General features: G+C 62.6%; 15 protein-coding genes. 9 read left to right on the top strand and 6 right to left on the bottom strand.

Annotation, left to right across the window (positions count from 1 at the left end; translation table 11 throughout):
- The first annotated feature begins 92 nt into the window (after positions 1-92).
- The 3 genes from SJI03_RS11865 (at position 93) to fecA (ending at position 4059) form a co-directional block, all read left to right on the top strand.
- Positions 93-623 carry a sigma-70 family RNA polymerase sigma factor gene (locus SJI03_RS11865; protein WP_322427322.1) on the top strand — a complete coding sequence of 177 codons (531 nt, stop codon included), beginning with the start codon at positions 93-95 and terminating at the stop codon, positions 621-623.
- A gap of 1 nt (position 624) precedes the next feature.
- Positions 625-1605: a FecR domain-containing protein gene (locus SJI03_RS11860; protein ID WP_322427321.1), complete on the top strand. Its 981-nt coding sequence runs from the start codon at positions 625-627 to the stop codon at positions 1603-1605.
- An 84-nt stretch (positions 1606-1689) separates the two neighbouring features.
- Entirely contained in the window at positions 1690-4059 is a 2370-nt protein-coding gene (fecA, locus tag SJI03_RS11855) for a TonB-dependent Fe(3+) dicitrate receptor FecA (protein WP_322427320.1), read from the top strand.
- Positions 4060-4125: 66 nt separating this feature from the next.
- Here fecA and SJI03_RS11850 read toward each other — a convergent pair whose 3' ends face one another.
- Together SJI03_RS11850 and SJI03_RS11845 are read right to left on the bottom strand one after the other, a co-directional pair.
- A complete protein-coding gene (locus SJI03_RS11850; RefSeq protein WP_099379905.1) occupies positions 4126-4539 on the bottom strand; it encodes a DoxX family protein in 414 nt (137 codons plus the stop codon).
- 250 nt (positions 4540-4789) lie between these two features.
- A complete protein-coding gene (locus tag SJI03_RS11845; RefSeq protein ID WP_322427319.1) occupies positions 4790-6127 on the bottom strand; it encodes a dicarboxylate/amino acid:cation symporter in 1338 nt (445 codons plus the stop codon).
- 349 nt (positions 6128-6476) lie between these two features.
- On the opposite strand from SJI03_RS11845, the gene SJI03_RS11840 reads away from it, so the two are divergent.
- From SJI03_RS11840 to SJI03_RS11830, 3 genes are read left to right on the top strand one after another with little or no spacing between them, the layout of a single operon-like run.
- Complete coding sequence (locus SJI03_RS11840; protein WP_099379903.1) at positions 6477-7358, top strand: alpha/beta fold hydrolase; 882 nt, start codon at positions 6477-6479, stop codon at positions 7356-7358.
- Between the two features lie 46 nt (positions 7359-7404).
- Positions 7405-7755 carry a RidA family protein gene (locus tag SJI03_RS11835; RefSeq protein WP_099379902.1) on the top strand — a complete coding sequence of 117 codons (351 nt, stop codon included), beginning with the start codon at positions 7405-7407 and terminating at the stop codon, positions 7753-7755.
- A gap of 39 nt (positions 7756-7794) precedes the next feature.
- On the top strand, positions 7795-10047 hold the full coding sequence (locus SJI03_RS11830; protein ID WP_099379901.1) for a RelA/SpoT family protein: 2253 nt from the start codon (positions 7795-7797) through the stop codon (positions 10045-10047).
- Positions 10048-10127: 80 nt separating this feature from the next.
- On the opposite strand, the gene SJI03_RS11825 is transcribed toward SJI03_RS11830, so the two are convergent.
- The 3 genes from SJI03_RS11825 to SJI03_RS11815 all read right to left on the bottom strand — a co-directional run bounded on the left by SJI03_RS11825 (position 10128) and on the right by SJI03_RS11815 (position 12738).
- A complete protein-coding gene (locus tag SJI03_RS11825; RefSeq protein WP_099379900.1) occupies positions 10128-11078 on the bottom strand; it encodes a cation diffusion facilitator family transporter in 951 nt (316 codons plus the stop codon).
- 117 nt (positions 11079-11195) lie between these two features.
- Positions 11196-12071, bottom strand: coding sequence for a pirin family protein (locus SJI03_RS11820; RefSeq protein ID WP_322427318.1), 876 nt, complete (start codon positions 12069-12071; stop codon positions 11196-11198).
- 67 nt (positions 12072-12138) lie between these two features.
- Positions 12139-12738, bottom strand: a complete 600-nt coding sequence (locus tag SJI03_RS11815) for an FMN-dependent NADH-azoreductase (protein ID WP_322427317.1) — start codon at positions 12736-12738, stop codon at positions 12139-12141.
- A 123-nt stretch (positions 12739-12861) separates the two neighbouring features.
- Here SJI03_RS11815 and SJI03_RS11810 point away from each other — a divergent pair, with 123 nt between their 5' ends.
- Complete coding sequence (locus tag SJI03_RS11810) at positions 12862-13767, top strand: LysR family transcriptional regulator (protein ID WP_099379897.1); 906 nt, start codon at positions 12862-12864, stop codon at positions 13765-13767.
- A gap of 152 nt (positions 13768-13919) precedes the next feature.
- On the opposite strand, the gene asd is transcribed toward SJI03_RS11810, so the two are convergent.
- Positions 13920-14768, bottom strand: coding sequence for an archaetidylserine decarboxylase (asd, locus tag SJI03_RS11805; RefSeq protein WP_099379896.1), 849 nt, complete (start codon positions 14766-14768; stop codon positions 13920-13922).
- A gap of 383 nt (positions 14769-15151) precedes the next feature.
- Here asd and SJI03_RS11800 point away from each other — a divergent pair, with 383 nt between their 5' ends.
- Together SJI03_RS11800 and SJI03_RS11795 are read left to right on the top strand one after the other, a co-directional pair.
- Positions 15152-17233 (top strand): TonB-dependent receptor plug domain-containing protein, encoded by a 2082-nt coding sequence (locus tag SJI03_RS11800; protein ID WP_322427316.1) that lies wholly within the window; start codon positions 15152-15154, stop codon positions 17231-17233.
- Positions 17234-17352: 119 nt separating this feature from the next.
- Positions 17353-18591 (top strand): DEAD/DEAH box helicase, encoded by a 1239-nt coding sequence (locus SJI03_RS11795; protein ID WP_322427315.1) that lies wholly within the window; start codon positions 17353-17355, stop codon positions 18589-18591.
- Positions 18592-18614 lie beyond the last annotated feature (23 nt).

The following is an 18614-nucleotide window of genomic DNA, read 5'->3' as shown; positions in this document are numbered from 1 at the left end:
AATGCCACAGCCCGCCTTGCGATGAGGGCGCTTTTGCCTGATAATGAGAATACTTCTCATTTAATGGTTTGCCTGTGCGGCGGGCCGCCGCCATGCCTGCCAGCCATTCTTGCCTCACAGTTGATCTCCAACACGGCGATGCCGTGGGACAGCTGTATGGCGAGCATCATGGCTGGCTGCTGTCGTGGCTGCGCCACAAGCTGGGTTCCGCCCACTTGGCGGCCGACCTGGCGCACGATACCTTTTTGCGCGTGCTGACGTCGCGCGCCCACGTCACCCTGCTGCAGCCGCGCGCCTACCTGTGCACGATCGCGCATGGCCTGGCCGTGAATCACTGGCGCCGCCTCGACGTGGAGCGCGCCTATCTCGATGCGCTCGCTTGCCTGCCGGAAGCGCTGGCACCGTCGCCGGAAGAGCGCTTGCTGGTGCTCGAAGCCTTGCACCAGGCTGACGCCATGCTGGCGCGCCTGCCGCACAAGGCGCGCCGCGCCTTTCTGATGCACCAGCTCGACGGCCATACCTATGCCGAGATCGCCCAGGAGCTGGGCGTGTCCGAGCGCATGGTGCGCAAATACATGGCGCAATCAATGCTGCAGTGCCTGTCCTTGAGCCTGGCGGACTGAAGTGGCGGCCGCATCACAGGCTCAGCGGCGCTACATCATCCTGCAGCAGGCGGCCGAATGGTTCGCCTTGCTGGAATCCGATGCGGCGGGCGAGGCGGAACGGGCCAAATGGCAGCGCTGGCTGGATGCCGACCCCATGCATGCCTCCACCTGGCAGCAGGTGCTGGCCATCAGCGGGCAATTTCGCAGCTTGCCGCCGGCGCCGGCCCGCGCCGCGCTGGCTGGCGGCGCGGCACAGGGACGGCGCGCCTTTGCCGCCATGCTGGTGGCGGCCGTGGGTGGCGTGGCCCTGTGGCAATGGAATAAGCGGGAGGACGATGCCGGCGTGGCCTTGGCCAATACGGGCTACGACAGCGGCGTAGGCCAGTTGCGCCAGCTGCGCCTGCCTGATGGCGGCATCTTGCAGCTGGATACGGACAGCCTGGCCGAGCTTGGCTACAACGCTACGGCGCGGCGCATCGTGCTGCGGCGCGGACGCATTCATGTCAGCAGTGCGCCCGACACGCAGCAGCCTGCGCGGCCCCTGCTGGTGCAGACGGCACAGGGCACCCTGCGGGCATTGGGCACGCGCTTCGAGGTGCGCCAGTTCGATGGGCGCACGCAACTGTCCGTGGAACAGGGCGCCGTGGAAATCACGCCGCTGCAAGGTCCGGCCCTCGTCGTGCGGGCCGGGCAGGGCGCGCAGTTTGACGCACATCACAGCGCTCAGCCTGTAGCAGCCAGCGCGGCGGCGCCCGCCTGGACGCGCAGGATGTTGTTGGCCGATAACATGCGCCTCGATGATTTCCTGCAAGAATTGGGCCGCTACCGGCATGGCTACCTGGGTTGCTCGCCCGAAGTGGCGCACTTGCGCCTGGTGGGCGCATATCCGCTCGATGACCAGCCGGCGATTTTCGCCATGCTCGAAGCGAGCCTGCCCGTGCGGGTGCGCCAGCACATGCCGTGGTGGGTGTCGGTCTCGGCGCGGCATCAGCCCGACTAAAAATATTTTTCAAAAACAGGTTCCGCTTTTTGCGTCTCGCTTGGCAGACAAGTGAAAGCCGATCTCACTTTGAAAAGGAATCCCATGCCTGTCTTCGCCCACCTCCAGCCCCGCCACCGTCAACTGGCCCTGGCCATCCACCTCGCCTTGCTGGCGCTGCCCACCGTTGCCAGCGCGCAAGCCGCCACGGCGCATGCCGTGGAAGCCGTGCGCCAGTACGATTTGCCGGCCGGTGCCCTGAGCACGTCCCTGAGCCGCTTCGCGGGCCAGGCGGGCATCGCCCTGTCCGTCAACGCCAGCTTGACCGATGGCAAGAGTGCGCCCGCCCTGAGCGGCAGCTTTACGCCGGCGCAAGCCTTGCAGCGCTTGCTGGCGGGCAGCGGCCTGGAGGCGGTGGCGCGTGCGCCGGGCAGCTATCTGCTGAGGGGCACGTCCGCCACGCCGCTGGCGCAGGAGCAGGCCATGTCCGTCATCACCGTGGTGGGCAACTGGCTGGCCCATCCCGATGCGCAATCCGTGTTCGAACATGGCGGCGCGCGCAATGTGGTGGGGCGCGACGAGATCGTGCGCCTGGGCGCCACGGATGCGCGTGACGTGCTCAACCGCATTCCCGGCGTGCTGGCGCCCACGAATAACGGTACCGGCAGCCATGACATGGCCTTGAACTTCGGCGTGCGCGGCTTGAATCCGCGCCTGGCGGCCCGCTCCACCGTGTTGATGGATGGCATTCCCGTGCCGTTCGCGCCATATGGCCAGCCACAGCTGTCGTTTGCGCCCATTTCCATGGGCAATATGGATGCCGTCGACGTGGTGCGCGGCGGCGGCGCCGTGCGCTACGGCCCGCAAAACGTGGGCGGCATCGTCAACTTCGTCACGCGGGCGATTCCGGAAAAGGCCTCGGGAGAAGTGAGCGTGCAGGGCGAGCAAAGCCCATCCTCGTCCAGCGACAGCATCAAGACGCACACCAGCGTGATGCTGGGCGGCACCATGGATAACGGCCTGGGCGGCGCAATCCTGTACAGCGGCGTGCGCGGCAGCGACTGGCGCGAGCACAGCGACACGAAAATTGACGACGTGATCCTGAAAGGGCGCTACCGCATCGATGGCGCCAGCACGGTGACGGCCATGCTGCAAAACTATGAAGGCGAGGCCGACATGCCGGGCGGCTTGACGACGGCCGCGTTCGCGCGCGACCCTTACCAGTCGACGCGGCCCTACGATAATTTCTGGGGCCGCCGCAACCTGGCCAGTCTTGCGTATGAATACAAGCCGGACCGCCAGCGCCAGCTCAGCGTGCAGGCCTTTTATACGGACACCTTGCGTAGCGGCTACCTGGATCAAGGCAAGAACCTGACCCTGTCGCCACGCAGCTACACGGTGCGCGGCGTGGAAACGCGCTATGCGCAAGCATTTCGCCTGGGGCAGACGCGCCATGAAATCGGCGTGGGCTACCGCTTCATTGACGAAGCCAGCCATGAATTGCGCTACTGGCGCCTGAAGACGGGCGGCATCCTGCCGACGGAAAGCAGCCCCATCGACCGTGACACGTCGGGCAGCACGCGCGCCCATGCGCTGTTCATCGATGACCGCATCGACATCGGCAACTGGACCATCACGCCGGGCTTGCGCAACGAACGCATCAAGTCCTACCAGGACAATAACTTGAACGGCAAGCGCGATGGCGGCAACTACAACGTGCTGTTGCCCGCCCTGAACGCCATTTACCACGTCAATGACGCCTGGAATGTGTATGCAAGCGGCGACAGTTCATTTGGCACGGTGCAGTACAGCAAGATGGCCAATGCCGTGGTCAGCGGCGGCGCCGAGCCGGAAAAGGCCCGTTCGTGGGAACTGGGCACGCGCTATCAGGAGGGCGGCTTGCGCCTCGATGCGAATGTGTTTTTGATCCGCTTCAGTAACCAGTACGAAAGCAACCAGCAAACGAATAGCGTGTATGCGCGCGGCAAGACGCGCCATCGCGGTATCGAAAGCAGCGTCCAGTATGAACTGGGGGCCGCCATACCGGCTTTGCGCGGCGTCAATGTGTATGCGAGCTACGCGCTGGTTGATGCGGCAATCAAGGAAGACGGCCCGAACTTCGGCAAGCAAGTGCCGTTTTCGCCGCGCCACAAGGGCACGACCGGCGTCGGCTATCAGGCGGGCAAGTGGAGCGCCAGCGTCGACGGCATGTTCGAAGGCGCGCAGTTCGCCGACAGCGCCAACAGCGTGGCGGAAAATACGGCCGGTAACAATGGCCGCATTCCCGGCTATGGGGTGTGGGCCGCGCGCGGCAGCGTCGATATCGGCGGTGGCCCGGTCCCATTCCGCCTGAGCCTGGGCATGAAAAACCTGTTTGATCGCCGCTATTTTACGCGCTCGTTTGACGACAACAACATGGGCAAGTATGCGGCCCAGCCGCGCACCGTGTATGTGCAGCTGAGCAGCCGTTTCTAGGCGCCGCAGCGTAAAAAAGCCCCGGCAAGCGCGTGCGTGCCGGGGCTTTTTCTTGTCAGTAAAATTTTATGCCGCGCCAGCCTTGCCGCGCAAGCCGTCCAGGCTGTAGGCGCCAGCGCCCGCTACCGCGAAGTACAGGAAGGTGAAGCAATACATCACGGCCATTTCGCCGCCGTTCAGGATCGGCAGGAAGCCGGCGGGCGCATGCGCCATGAAGTAGGCGGCCGCCATCTGGCCCGACAGGATGAAGGCGACGGGGCGGGTGAACAGGCCAAGCAGCAGCAAGCTGCCGCCGACCAGCTCGATGACGCCGGCCGCGCCCATCACGGAAAACAGTTGCAGCCCGTCGAACATGGCCACATGCGGCGCGCCGAACAGCTTGGCCGTGCCGTGTTGCAGGAAGAGAAAGCCGAGGATGATGCGCAGCAGGCCCAGCAGGCGTGGGTTCCAGGTGGCGTAGAAGGCGGGCGAGAGGGACATGACGTACTCCATTCAAAAGTGAGGATGGTTCGGTGTCAGGCTTGCATTAACGCAATGTCATTATGCGCGAGCCAGGTGGCGAACAGGTGACAGTACTGTAATGGTTTTTCATTTATTGATCATCCTAGTAAATATTGATACATGATTTACTATTTGTTGATGATGCTGACAACAGTCTGCGCGCATGAAAAAAGCCCCGCAGAGTGATCTGCGGGGCTTTTCAGGAGGATGTCTCGCTGTAAGGTATTGCTTACTTGACGATATTCACGGCCGGTGCAACGTAGGCGTCGTCGGTCGGGTGGGTTGGATGGGCCAGCTCGCTATGCAGCTTGTCCATGTCCAGTTCTTTTTCCCATTTCGACACGACGATGGTGGCCACGCCGTTGCCCACAAAATTGGTCAGCGCGCGGCATTCGCTCATGAAGCGGTCGATACCGAGGATCAGCGCCATGCCAGCCACGGGAATCGTCGGCACCACGGCCAGGGTGGCAGCCAGGGTGATGAAGCCGGCGCCCGTGATGCCGGATGCGCCTTTCGAGGTCAGCATCGCCACGCCCAGGATGGTCAGTTCCTGCCAGATCGTCAGTTCCGTGTTGGTCGCTTGCGCAACGAACAGGGCCGCCATGGTCATGTAGATGTTGGTGCCGTCGAGGTTGAACGAGTAGCCGGTAGGCACGACCAGGCCGACGACTGGTTTGGAGCAACCCAGGCGCTCGAGTTTTTTCATCAGGGCCGGCAGGGCCGATTCCGACGAGCTGGTACCGAGCACGATCAGCAGTTCTTCCTTGATGTACAGCAAGAAGCGGCCGATGGAGAAGCCCGTGTACTTGGCGATCAGGCCCAGCACGACGAAGACGAACAGGAAGCAGGTCAGGTAGAACGAACCCATCAGTTTCGCCAGCGGGATCAGCGAAGCCAGGCCGTATTTACCGATGGTAAAGGCCATCGCACCGAATGCGCCGATGGGAGCGACTTTCATGATGATGTTGACCATGCCGAAGATGGCATGCGACAGTTCGTCGATCAGCTTGGTGACCGGACGGCCGCGCTCGCCCAGCAGGGACAGCGAAAAGCCGAACAGGATGGCGATCAACAGTACTTGCAGGATGTCGCCCTTGGCGAAGGCGTCGACGAAAGTCTTCGGGATGATATTCATCAGGAAGTCGACGGTGGTCAAGCCTTCGGCGTGCGTGTATTGCGCGATGGACTTGGCATCGAGGTGGGCCGGATCGGCGTTGAAGCCGGCGCCCGGTTTGAGGATGTTAGCCACCAGCAAGCCGATGGCCAGCGCGAAGGTGGAGACCACTTCGAAGTACAGCAGCGCCTTGCCGCCCACGCGGCCGATTTTCTTCACGTCCTGCATGCCGGCGATGCCGGAGACCACGGTACAGAAGATCACCGGGGCGATGATCATCTTGATCAGTTTGATAAAGCCGTCGCCCAGCGGTTTCATGTCGACGGCGTTCGAAGGGTAGAACACCCCCAGCAGTACGCCAGCGACGATGGCGAACAGCACCTGGACGTACAGGATTTTATAGAATGGTTTTTTCACGAGTGGTCTCCTCTTGCGGGTTGATGCTGCGATCATCCGCCCATTGCCAGGCCGGCTCAATTGTGGATAACCGCAGATATGCATTTTCGCTATATCGGGTATTGCGCCATGGCGAACGTGCCAGTGCTGTGCTGCGGCGCAGCATTTCAGGCGCGCGCTTGGAGCATTGCCCGCGCTGCGCTACACTGCCGTAGCGTCGCGCGCGAGGCAACCGGCAAATCGCCGGTTTCTTTGTTTTTTACTACCAAATAACGACGCCGGATAAAACCGTAGCGAGCGGAAGGGAGTTGTGGCCGAGAAGCGCAACCGTACTTAAGTACGGTGAGCATCGCAGGCCGCAAACACCGACGCGCAGTAGGTTTTCTCCGGTGTTATAAGGAATCGCATGATCGAAGCGAGCATCAAGTCAGTGCAATGTATCTCCCCCGCAGGCTTGCACACCATGTCGTATAAAGAGTGGGGCGCTGCCGATAATCCGAACGTGCTCGTCTGCGCCCACGGCGTGACGCGCGTGGCGGACGACTTCGATAACCTGGCGCGCGCCATGGCCAGCGATTACCGCGTGATCTGCCCCGACGTGGTGGGGCGTGGGCGCTCGGGCTGGCTGGCCAACCCGCAGTTTTACCGCGTACCACAATATGTGAGCGACATGGTGACCCTGCTGGCGCGCGTGCTGGCCAACGGCGAGCGCCAGACGGTGGATTGGTTCGGCACCTCGATGGGCGGCTTGATCGGCCTGGGCCTGGCATCGTTGCCCAACAGCCCGATCAGCAAGCTAGTGCTGAACGATATCGGCCCGACGCTGGCGCCCGAAGCCTTGCAGCGCATCGGCGACTACATCGGCCAGGACCTGCGTTTCGAAACCTTTGAGCAGGGCGCCAGGTTTGTGCGCGACGTGTCCGCCAGCTTCGGCCCGCACACGGACGCGGAATGGCATAAACTGGCGGTGGATGTGTTGCGCCAGGATAAGGATGGCCACTGGCGCCGCCACTATGATATGGGACTGGCCATGCCGTTCCGCTCGGCCACGCCGGAATCGGCGGCCAGCGACGAAGCCATGCTGTGGGCCGCGTATGATGCCGTACGCTGCCCCACCTTGCTGGTGCGCGGCTCGGAATCCGATTTGCTGTCGCATGAAACGGCCACGCGCATGCTGGGCCGCGGCCCGAAGGCTGAGCTGGTGGAAATCGCCGGCGTAGGCCATGCGCCCACTTTCGTGCACGACGACCAGATCGCCATCGCGCGCAAGTTTTTGCTGGGCAAGTAATAATCAGTAACGCTGTACAGATTTTGAAACAACCGAAAGAAGAAGCATGGAAATTACACGACTGCACGTAGGCAAACGCCTCTCCGAAGTAGCCATTCACAACAACACCATTTACCTGGCTGGCCAGATCGCCGAAGACACCACGCAAGGCATCGTCGGCCAGACGCGCGAAGTGCTCGGCCACGTCGACCGTTTGCTGATGGAAGCGGGCAGCGACAAGACTTGCATCCTGTCGTGCCAGATCTACATCGCCGACATGAAGGATTTTCCCGGCATGAATGAAGTGTGGGACGATTGGGTCGCGTCAAGCCACACGCCGCCGCGCGCCACGGTGGAAGCGAAGCTGGCCAATCCGGCTTGCCTGGTGGAAATCGTCATCATCGCTGCAGAGCGTTAAGTCATCAAGTTGTTGGGTTATTAAGTTTAAAGGTATCACATGGTTTCCATCTCGGCCCCGAATAGCGTCACCTCGGAACAACTGGTAGAGGGCTTGAGCGCGCCGGACAGCGCGCGCGTGCTGGACGCGTTCGCGTATGCCACCGAAGCATATGGCGACAAGCTGACCTTTGCCGGCCGCTCCGCGCTGGACTTCGCCGTCGGCGTGGCCACTACGCTGGCTTTCCTGCGCAGCGATGCGGAAACGCGCATCGCCGGCCTGATGTTCGAGCTGACCCTGCTGGAGCCGGATACGGCGGCCGATATCGAGCCCCGCTTCGGCAAGCAGGTGTGCGACCTGGCAACAGGCGTGCGCCAGCTGATCCGCTTGCGCGCGCTGACCCAGGCGCAGCACGGCAGCGCTGGCGGGCGCGGCAAGAATGCGGCGCAGCAAGCCGTGGCCCAGGTGGAAACCTTGCGCAAGATGTTGCTGGCGATGGCTTCCGACATGCGTGTCGTGCTGGTGCGCCTGGCTTCTTGCGTGACGACCTTGCGTTACTTTGCCGAACTAAAACTGTTCAATGAAATGACGCGCGAGTACGGCAAGGAAACCCTGGACCTGTACGCACCGCTGGCCAACCGCCTCGGCATCTGGCAGCTGAAGTGGGAGTTGGAAGACTTGTCGTTCCGCTTCATCGAGCCGGAAGCGTATAAACGCATCGCCAAGATGCTGGAAGAAAAGCGCATGATGCGCGAGGGCTTTGTTTCCTCGGCGATTTTGCGCCTGCAGACGGAACTGGCTTCGGCCGGTATCCAGGCGGAAGTATTTGGCCGCCCGAAACACATTTACAGCATCTGGAACAAGATGCGCGGCAAGGAACTCGATTTCACGGCCCTGTACGATGTGCGCGCCTTCCGCGTCATCGTTGCCGACGTGAAAACTTGCTACACGGTACTGGGCGTGGTCCACAATATCTGGACCCCCATCCCGAAAGAATTCGACGATTACATTTCGCGGCCGAAGCCGAACGGTTACCAGTCGCTGCACACGGTGGTGACGGCCGAGGATGGCCGGCCGCTGGAAGTGCAAATCCGCACGAATGAAATGCACAGCTTTGCCGAATACGGCGTGGCTGCGCACTGGCGCTACAAGGAAGAGGGCGGTTCGAATTTTGCCGGCCAGAAATACGACGAAAAGATCGCCTGGCTGCGCCAGTTGCTGGCCTGGAAAACGGAAGTGGCCGACGCCGTCGTGGGCCAGGAAGAAATCCAGCGCGAATGGGTGGAAAAACTCAAATCGGCCACCCTGGACGACCGCATCTTCGTCATGACGCCGCAAGCGCGCGTGCTGGAATTGCCCGTGGGCGCCACGCCCGTCGATTTTGCGTATCACCTGCACACGGACGTGGGCCACCGCTGCCGCGGCGCCAAGGTCGACGGCATCATGGTGCCCCTGAATACGCAACTGAAAAACGGCCAGACCTGCGAAATCATCACGGCCAAGGGCGCACCGGGCACGGCCGGGCCGTCGCGCGACTGGCTCAGCGCCGGCTACGCCGTCAGCACGCGCACGCGCTCGAAAATTCGCGCCTGGTTCCATGCCATCGACATGCAGGAAACCCTGGCCCATGGCCGCGCGCTGGTGGAAAAGTCCTTGCAGCGCGAAGGCAAGACAGCCGTCAACCTCGAAGCGCTGGCGCAAAAGCTGGGCTTTGCGAAAGTCGACGAGCTGTTCCTGTCGGTCGGCAAGGATGAGTTCAGCCTGCGCCACGTGGAGCAGGCGCTGCACGACAATGGCGAAGTGGTGGTGCCGGAAGACGCCGTGCTGGTCGGCAAGAGCCGCGCATCCAGCGTGGAGCAGGGCGCCAAGTCGGGTGTGCTGGTGGTGGGCACCGAAGGCTTGATGACGGTGCTGGCCAAATGCTGCAAGCCGGCGCCGCCGGACAGCATCGTCGGCTTCGTCACGCGTGGCAAGGGCGTGTCGATCCACCGCGCCACGTGCAAGAATTTCGAGGAAATGCGCGCCAAGTCGCCCGAACGGGTGATCTTCACGGAATGGGGCAGCACGGGCGGGCACGACACCGTGTATCCGGTCGATATCTTCATCCTGGCCGGCGACCGCCAGGGCTTGCTGCGCGACATCTCCGAAATCTTTTCGCGCGAAAAGATCAACGTGATCGGCGTCAACACCCAAAGCGCCAAGGGCCAGGCCCGCATGACCTTTACGGCCGAGATCAGCTCGACGGCGCAGTTGTTGAAGGCGCTGAATGTGATCAAGGATGTCAGTGGCGTGTTAGAGGCACGCAGAAGTTAGTGTATCTTGGGGTCAGACCCTCAAGCCCGCTAACGCAGAGCTCTGCGCTAACGTGGCCGGGGGTCTGACCCCAGTCCTTGCTAGTGGGTTTTGTCACCCTGATGCAACCCCGCCATCGCTGCCGTCTCAGGCTGCAGAGTAATATGGTCGATGCCATGCTTACTCAATAACATCTTCTTGATCGCCCGCAATACCTTCGGCCAATGGTCGAGGTGCTCGATTTCCACGTGGCCGATCAGGGCCGGCTGGCCGGGCGACATGTCCCACACATGCAGGTCGTGCACGGCAATCACGCCGTCCACTTGCTCCACGTCCGCGCCCACCTGAATGTAGTCGATATGCATGGGCACGCCTTCCATCAGGAAGTGGTACGACTCGCGCAGCACGCCGAACGTGGATTTCAGGATCAGCAGGGAGACCAGCACGGACAGCAGCGGGTCGATCTGCATCCAGCCCGTAAAGTAAATGACGGCGCCGGCGACGATGGCGGCGACCGAGCCGAGCAAGTCGCCCATCACATGCACGAGGGCGGCGCGCGTGTTGACGCTTTGCTTGTCTTTCGACAATACCCACGCCACCACCACGTTGATCGCCAGGCCGATAAAGGCGACGATGAAGACCATGCCGCCCTTGACGGGTTGCGGGGAGGAAAAGCGCAGCGCAGCTTCATAGCAGATCCAGCCCACCACGCACAGCATGGCCAGGCCGTTGACGAAGGCGGCCAGCGCTTCGGCGCGGCCAAAGCCGAACGAATGGCGCGGCGAGGGCGGGCGGCGCGCGATGAGCTGCGCCAGCAGTGCCAGGCCCAGCGCTGCCGCGTCCGTGACCATGTGGCCCGCGTCGGAAATCAGGGCCAGCGAATTGGACAGGAAGCCGGCCGCCACCTCGATGCCGGCAAATGACAGGGTCAGGCCCAGCGCCCACGCGAGGATGCTCTGGCTGCGTCCCTCGAACGAGTGGGTGTGCTTGGCGTCGCCTTTCAGGTGGGCGTGCAAATGGGTGGCGTCGTGTTCGGTGTGCGTCGGCTGCATGGAATGCTTTGTGGAATGATGTTGCCGTCAGTGTAATTGAAAAGCAACAACATAGTCGGCACGTAAAAAAACCTGCAGGCCCGGAGGCGCTGCAGGTTTTACCTGGAACAAACAATGTTACTGTACTGCCGTCTCGCCAAACTTACCTTCGCGGAAATCCTGCACGGCCTGGAATACTTCCGCCTGGGTATTCATGACAAACGGGCCATATTGCGCGATGGGCTCGTTCAAGGGCTGGCCGGCGACGAGGATCACGCGGCCGCCTTCGGGCGCGTCGATGCGCACGCCGTCGCTGCCTGGCGTGTTGGCGAAGATGGCCATGCGCAAGGCGGGCACGGCCTTGCCGTCCACCTGCACTTCGCCACGGAAGGTGTAGAGGAAGGCGTTATGGCCTGGCGGCAAGGACTGCTCGAAACTGCTGCCGGCCGGCAAGTCGATATCGAGATACAACGGTTCCGTCAGTTCACGCTGCACGGCGCCCGTCACGCCATGGCTCTCGCCGGCGATCACTTGCACGGCCACGCCAGCGTCCGTCGTGTAGCGGGGGATTTCGCTGCTGGTGAAATCGCGGTACCACGGCGTGCGCATCTTGTCGCGCGCGGGCAGGTTCAACCACAGCTGAAAACCTTCCATGACGCCTTCTTCCTGCTCCGGCATTTCCGAGTGGATCACGCCGCTGCCGGCCGTCATCCATTGCACGCCGCCCGAGGTCAGCAAGCCTTCGTGGCCGGCGCTGTCCTTGTGGCGCATGCGCCCCGTGATCATGTACGACACCGTTTCAAAGCCGCGGTGCGGATGCTCGGGGAAGCCGGCGATATAGTCGTTCGGCTTGTCGCTGGCGAAATTGTCGAGCATCAAAAACGGGTCGAGACGGCGCTGCAGCTGCTGCGTCAGCACGCGGTTGATCTTCACGCCGGCGCCATCCATGACGGCCTGGCCGGCGATCACGCGCTCGACGGCGCGTGGCTTGTTGACGGTGATGATGTCGCTCATTGCTTTCTCCTCTAGGCCAAGACGGCGCCAGTGCGCCGCCCCTTTCACTGCTGGGATTACATCGGGATCACACCAGGATGGCGTTGATCTCGGCGTCCGCTTGCGCTTGCGCCTTGGCCACGGCTTCCGGGCCCATGCCCATGCCTTCGGAATACACGTATTGCACGTCGGTCAGGCCGAGGAAGCCGAACATGGTGTTCAGGTAAGGCACCTGGCTATCGTTGGCGCTGTCGCGGTGCAAGCCGCCGCGGGACAGGCCCACGTAGACTTTCTTGCCGGTCAGCAGGCCAACAGGGCCGTTTTCCGTGTACTTGAAGGTGACGTTGGCGCGGGCAATCGCGTCGAACCAGCTTTTCAGTTGCACGGTGATACCGAAGTTGTACATCGGCGCGCCGATGACGATCACGTCAGCTGCTTGCACTTGCGCAATCAGCGCGTCGTCCAGGGCGATGCGGGCCGCTTGCTCCGGCGTGCGTTTGTCCGCTGGAGTGAACAGCGCTTGCAGGGTCGGCTCGTCGAGCACGGGGTGCGGTGCGGCAGCCAGGTCGCGGCGGACCAGGGCGGCGCCAGGGTTGGCTGCCTGTGCGCGGGCGACGATGGCGTCAGCCAGGCGGGTCGAGGCGGAACCGGTGCTGCGGGCGCTGGAATTGATTTGCAGGATGTTCATCTTGTTTCTCCGTGTGAGGTGTCTTGCGATGGATGAACTATAGCAATTCCAAAATTGATGCGGAAGCCGTTAAAATGGATAACATTAATCCACTCATGGAACAATCGAGCGTAAAGGTAGCGTATGAATATCGATCCCGGAGATTTGCTGCTGTTCGCCCGCGTCGTCGAGTGCGGCAGTTTCAGTCGTGCCGCCGTGCGCGTGGACTTGCCCAAGTCGACCTTGTCGCGCCGCATCTCGCTGCTGGAAGCGAAATTGGGCGAACGGCTGCTGTTGCGCACCACGCGCAAGCTGGCGCTGACGGAGTTTGGCGCCAGCCTGCTCGAGCATGCGCGCAAGGTGGTGGAAGAAACGGAGGCGGCTGGCGCCCTGGCGCAGCACCGCCAGGCAGGACCCAGCGGCTTGCTGCGCATTTCCATGCCGGCCGATTTCGGTGACACCCTGATGCGTCAGGTGCTGGCCGAGTTCGTGCGCCGCTATCCCGCCATTTCTCTGGAACTGGACTTGTCGGCGCGCCGGGTGGATTTACTGGAAGAAAATTTCGACCTGGCCATCCGCATGGGTAATTTGCCCGATGACGCCAGCCTGGCCGCGCGCCGTGTGGCCTTCAGCACTCTGGCGCTGTATGCCTCGCCGCAATACACGAGCGTGCACGGCTTGCCCGAGCATCCCGACGATTTGTATGGCCACGATTTATTGAGCTTGCCACGGGCCGTGCATGGCCTCGTGCACTGGACTTTGATCCGCGGCAAGACGACGTGGGAGCGCGATCTGCCCGTGCGCCTGCTGGCCAATTCGCCGGAATTGCTGGTGCGTATGGCCTGCACGGGCGTGGGCATTGCGGCCAGCACAGACCGCTTTGCCAAGCCGTATGTGGCGACGGGGGAATTGGTGCGCGTGCTGCCCGAGTGGAGTTTTCCGCTGGTCACGGGCTGGGCCGTGTTTCCCGGCCGGCGCTTGATGCCGGCCAAGACGCGCGCGTTTCTCGACCTAATGGAGGAAATGTACCAAACCGACGCGCCTGTTTAGTAACGGCTGTCAAAACCTACTGCGCGTCGTGATCTATGGCCTGCGATGCTCACTGTACCTTCGTACAGTTGCGCTTCTCGGCCACAGCTCCCTTCCGCTCGCTACGGTTTTGTCAGGCGTTGACAGGTCAGTGGAGGGCGCAGAGCCTTGATCTATTTAGGCCGGTTGCCCATGACTTCGCCCAGCTGTACGGGGCCGGCTGGCTGCCAGCCGGCATTGAAATCGACTGTGCCTTTCGGGAACAGCATGACGACGGTGGAGCCAAGCAGGAAGCGGCCCAGCTCTTCGCCCTGTTTCAGCACGACATTGTCGTTCGCATAGCTCCAGTCGCGTATCTGGCCTGTGCGGGGTGGGTTGACGACGCCGTGCCAGACGGTGGCCATGCTGCCGACGATGGTGGCGCCCACCAGGGTCATGACGAAGGGACCGTTGGCCGTGTCGAACACGCAGACGACGCGCTCGTTGCGGGCGAACAGGCCGGGAATGCCGCGCGCCGTCGTCGGGTTGACGGAGAACAATTCACCGGGAACATAAATCATGCGCGTCAGACGGCCATCGCAGGGCATGTGGATGCGGTGGTAGTCGCGCGGGCTCAGGTACAGATTGGCGAAGCTGCCGTGTTCGAACTGGGCCGCCAGGGCCGCATCGCCGCCGACCAGGGCCGTCGTGCTGAAGTTGTGGCCCTTGGCCTGGAAGATCTGGTCCTTGTCGATGCTGCCGAACTGGCTGATGCGCCCATCGACGGGGCAGACGTAGTCGGCCTGGGCCAGCGGACGGGCGTCCGGGCGCAGCGCGCGCGTGAAAAAGTCGTTGAAGCTCGTGTAGTGCGTGATGTCCGGATCCAGCGCCTCATCCATGTTGACGTTGTAGCGGCCGACGAACCAGCGGATCAAACGCGTCGTCATGGCGCCGCCCTTGGCACCGGCGACACGGCCGGCAAAATTGGTCAGCGCTCCCTTGGGCAGCAGATATTGAGGCAAAACGGCAAGACGGTCAGACACGATGGGAAGCCTTTGACGGGGTGATGGGAACAATGGTGAAAACGCATTATAGCGGCGATGTGGCGCGCAATACTATGCGCCGTATGCAAGGGTGCGTATCGCAGCCGGCCGCCGAATTTAATTTGCCATAGGAAATATTTTCAGGAAACTGTGCCACTCGGAAAAAATTACAGCACAATACAGCTGCCTGTTTTTTAGCTTTTAGCCATTTTTATTCAGCCAACTTTTTTAGCCAGGTCATGATGCCACGCCGTTGCCTTCGCCTTACCGTCCTTTGTTCCGCTGTCCTGTTTGCCTGGAATGCCCAGGCCCAGCAATCCGAAACGCCAGCCTCTGAGCCCGCCGCTGCGCCGCTGAAGGCTGAAAAGCCCGCCGCGCCCGCGATGCAAACCGTGGAAGTCAAGGGCAGCGGCTATGATCCGCGCCGCGACGATACGGCCAGCAAGATGGTCGTGGGCAGCGAGGAAATCCTCAAGTATGGCGACACGAATGTCACCGATGTGCTCAAGCGCTTGCCCGGCATCACGGTTTCCGGCGCGGCCGGGCGTTCGGGCGGCGAAATTCGCATGCGGGGCCTGGGCAGCGGCTACACGCAGATATTGCTCAACGGCGAGCGGGCGCCGGCCGGTTTTTCGCTCGACACCCTGTCGCCGGACGTGATCGAACGCATCGAGATTTTGCATGCGGCCAGCGCCGAATACAGCACGCAGTCGATTGCCGGCACCATCAATGTGGTGCTCAAGAAAGCCGTGAAGACGGCGCAGCGCGAACTCAAGCTGGGCGTGCAGGGCAGCGACGTGAGCTTTTCGCCCAGCGTGAACGTGCAACTGTCCGACCGCGACGGCAACTTCTCGTATTCGCTGGCCGGCTCGCTGTTCCGCTACGACTACCATTACGACAATCCCGGACTGGAACTGGGCTATGCGCCCGATGGCCGGCAAAACCTGCTGCGCCGCACGAATGGCACGGGCGATGGCCGCCCGGAAGGCATCAATCTGTCGCCGCGCCTGAACTGGGTGCTGGTCAACGGCGATAATGTGACGGCGCAATTCTTCTTCAATGGCGGGCGCTCGAATCACCGCAATTTCAGCCGCGCCGAGACGGAGCAGGGCTTGCGCCCCGATTACGACACCAATACGGGCAGCTCCAGCAACCACAATGCCTTCGGCCGCAGCGACCTGACGTGGATGCACAAGCTGGCCGGCGGCGCCCGGCTGGAATTGAAAATCGGCGCCTCGGCCGCCCGCAATACGTCCGACAGCCTGCAGCAAGGCTTTGTCGATGGCAGCGGCCTGGCGCTCGAGCGCAAGGTGGGCGTGAAGGCGACGGAAAACGGCGTCAGTTCCACCGGCAAGTATTCCACGCCCTTGCTGCCCGGCCATGCCCTGTCGATGGGCTGGGATGGCGCCTACACGGAGCGCGAGGAAACGCGCCGCCAGCGCGAAGCGGCACTGTCTGCCCTGGGTGCGCGCCCGCCCGTCGACAGCGACGAAGGTTTCGACGCCACCATCAAGCGCCTGGCCCTGTTTGTGCAGGACGACTGGGAAATCACGCCGCGCTGGTCGATGTATGCGGGCGTGCGCTGGGAGGGCATCGACACGCGCAGCGCAGGCAACACTTATGATGAAGTGCAGCAGCGCACCAGCGTGTGGAGTCCGCTGTTGCAAACCCTGTGGAAGTTGCCTGATACCAAGGGCGACCAAGTCCGTCTGGCCCTGACGCGCACCTACAAGGCGCAACCCACGGCAAGCCTGATTCCGCGTCGTAATACCTCGACCAACAATAGCCAGACGGACCCCGACCGTGAAGGCAATCCTTACCTGAAACCGGAGCTGGCGCTGGGCATCGATGCCTCGTACGAGCACTACTGGGCCGAAGGCGCCTTGCTCAGCGCGCGCGCCTCGGCCCGCCGCATCGATGGCTACACGCGCCAGGGCTTGCTGTTCATCAATGATCGCTGGGTCTCCACGCCCGTCAATGATGGCCGCGCGAATACTCAGACACTGGAACTGGAAGCGAAGTTCCCGCTGCGCGCCGTGCTGGCGGCGCCCGTGCCGGCCATCGACCTGCGCGCCAGCGTCAGCCGCAACTGGTCGCAGGTGGAGCAGGTGCCGGGGCCAAACAACCGGCTCGACCAGCAAACCCCCGTCAGCGGCAACTTCGGTCTCGATTACAAGACGCCGGATGGTGTGCTGACGACGGGTGGCAGCTTCAACTTCCGCAATGGCGGCCCCGTGCGCATCACCGAGCGCCAGAGCGCCTATACGTCGCCGCGGCGCGACCTCGACCTTTATGCGCTGTGGAAATTCGATGCGAAGAACCAGTTGCGCCTGGCCGTGTCGAACTTGCTGGCGCAAGACTTCGAAAGCACCACCACGTATGCGGACGCCAGCGGCACGATAGCCCGCAACAGCATTTCACCGAGTTCGCCGCAGGCGCGCGCGACCCTGGAAATGAAGTTCTGATCGCGACGTTCTCATACTGAAAACCCCGGCCGGCATCCCCGCTGGCCTATAATCTCGGCAATTGCGCGCGCGGCCCGTCCGTGCGCGCCACCTTTTCCTTTGCCAAGATTGCTTTCCCCATGACGTTTTCCTCCCTCGGCCTGATCGATCCCCTGGTCCGCAAACTCGATGAGCTCGGCTATGCCAAGCCCGCGCCCGTGCAGGCGCAAGCGATTCCTGCCGTGCTGGCCGGGCGCGACCTGATGGCCGCCGCCCAGACGGGCACGGGCAAGACGGCCGGCTTTGCCGTGCCGCTGCTGCAGCGCCTGACTTTGGAAGGCGTGGTGGCGCCCCAGTGCGTGCGCGTGCTGGTGCTCGTGCCCACGCGCGAACTGGCCGAGCAAGTGTATGCCAGCTTCCGCAGCTATGGCGGGAACTTGCCGCTGCGCAGCTTTGTCGCGTATGGCGGCGTGCCCATCGAGCCGCAGATCAGCAAACTGCGCAAGGGCCTCGACGTGCTGGTGGCTACGCCGGGCCGCTTGCTGGACTTGCAGACGCAGGGCGCCGTCAAGTTCGAGCAAGTGCAAACCCTGGTGCTGGACGAGGCGGACCGCATGCTGGACCTGGGCTTCGAGCGCGAACTAGATATATTGCTGATGACTATGCCCAAGCAGCGCCAGACCCTGCTGTTCTCGGCCACCTTCTCGGACGCCATCCGCGCCATGGCGAAAACCATGCTGAAGGACCCCGTCTCGGTAGAAGTGAGCGCGCGCAACAGCACGGTCAAGGCCGTGAAACAATCGGTGATCGTGTGCGACAAGAAACGCAAGCCGGAACTCTTTTTGCACTTGCTGAAGAAAAAGCGCTGGGGCCAGGTCCTGGTCTTCGTCAAGACGCGCAAGGGTGTCGAGCTGCTGGTGAACACTTTGCTGGAGCAGGGCGTGCGCGCCGATTCAATTCACGGCGACAAGACCCAGCCGAACCGTTTGCGCGCGCTGGCCCGCTTCAAATCGGCCGAGGTGCAGGTGCTGGTGGCCACCGACGTGGCTGCCCGCGGCCTCGATATCGATCAATTGCCCGTCGTCGTCAATTTCGACTTGCCCACCGTGGCGGAAGATTATATCCACCGCATCGGCCGCACGGGCCGCGCGGGCGCTTCGGGCGAAGCGATCTCGCTCGTTTGCGCCGATGAGGTGGAGCTGCTGTCGGCTGTGGAAGCGCTGACCCGGCAAACCCTGAAACGCAACGAGGAGCCCGGTTTCGAGGCCGAGCACCGTGTGCCGGGCACGTCCGCCGGCGGCACCATCCAGAAGAAGGCCGTGAAAGTGCTGGCGCCGAAGGCGGCGGAGCGGGCCAAGAAAAGGCGCTTCTACAAATAATCGGCGCAGTTAAGCTGACAAGG

It is taken from the genome of Janthinobacterium sp. GMG1, assembly GCF_034427795.1.
GTDB lineage: Bacteria > Pseudomonadota > Gammaproteobacteria > Burkholderiales > Burkholderiaceae_D > Janthinobacterium.
Note: the sequence above shows the minus strand (reverse complement) of the source record. Positions and strands in the feature narration are given on the sequence as shown.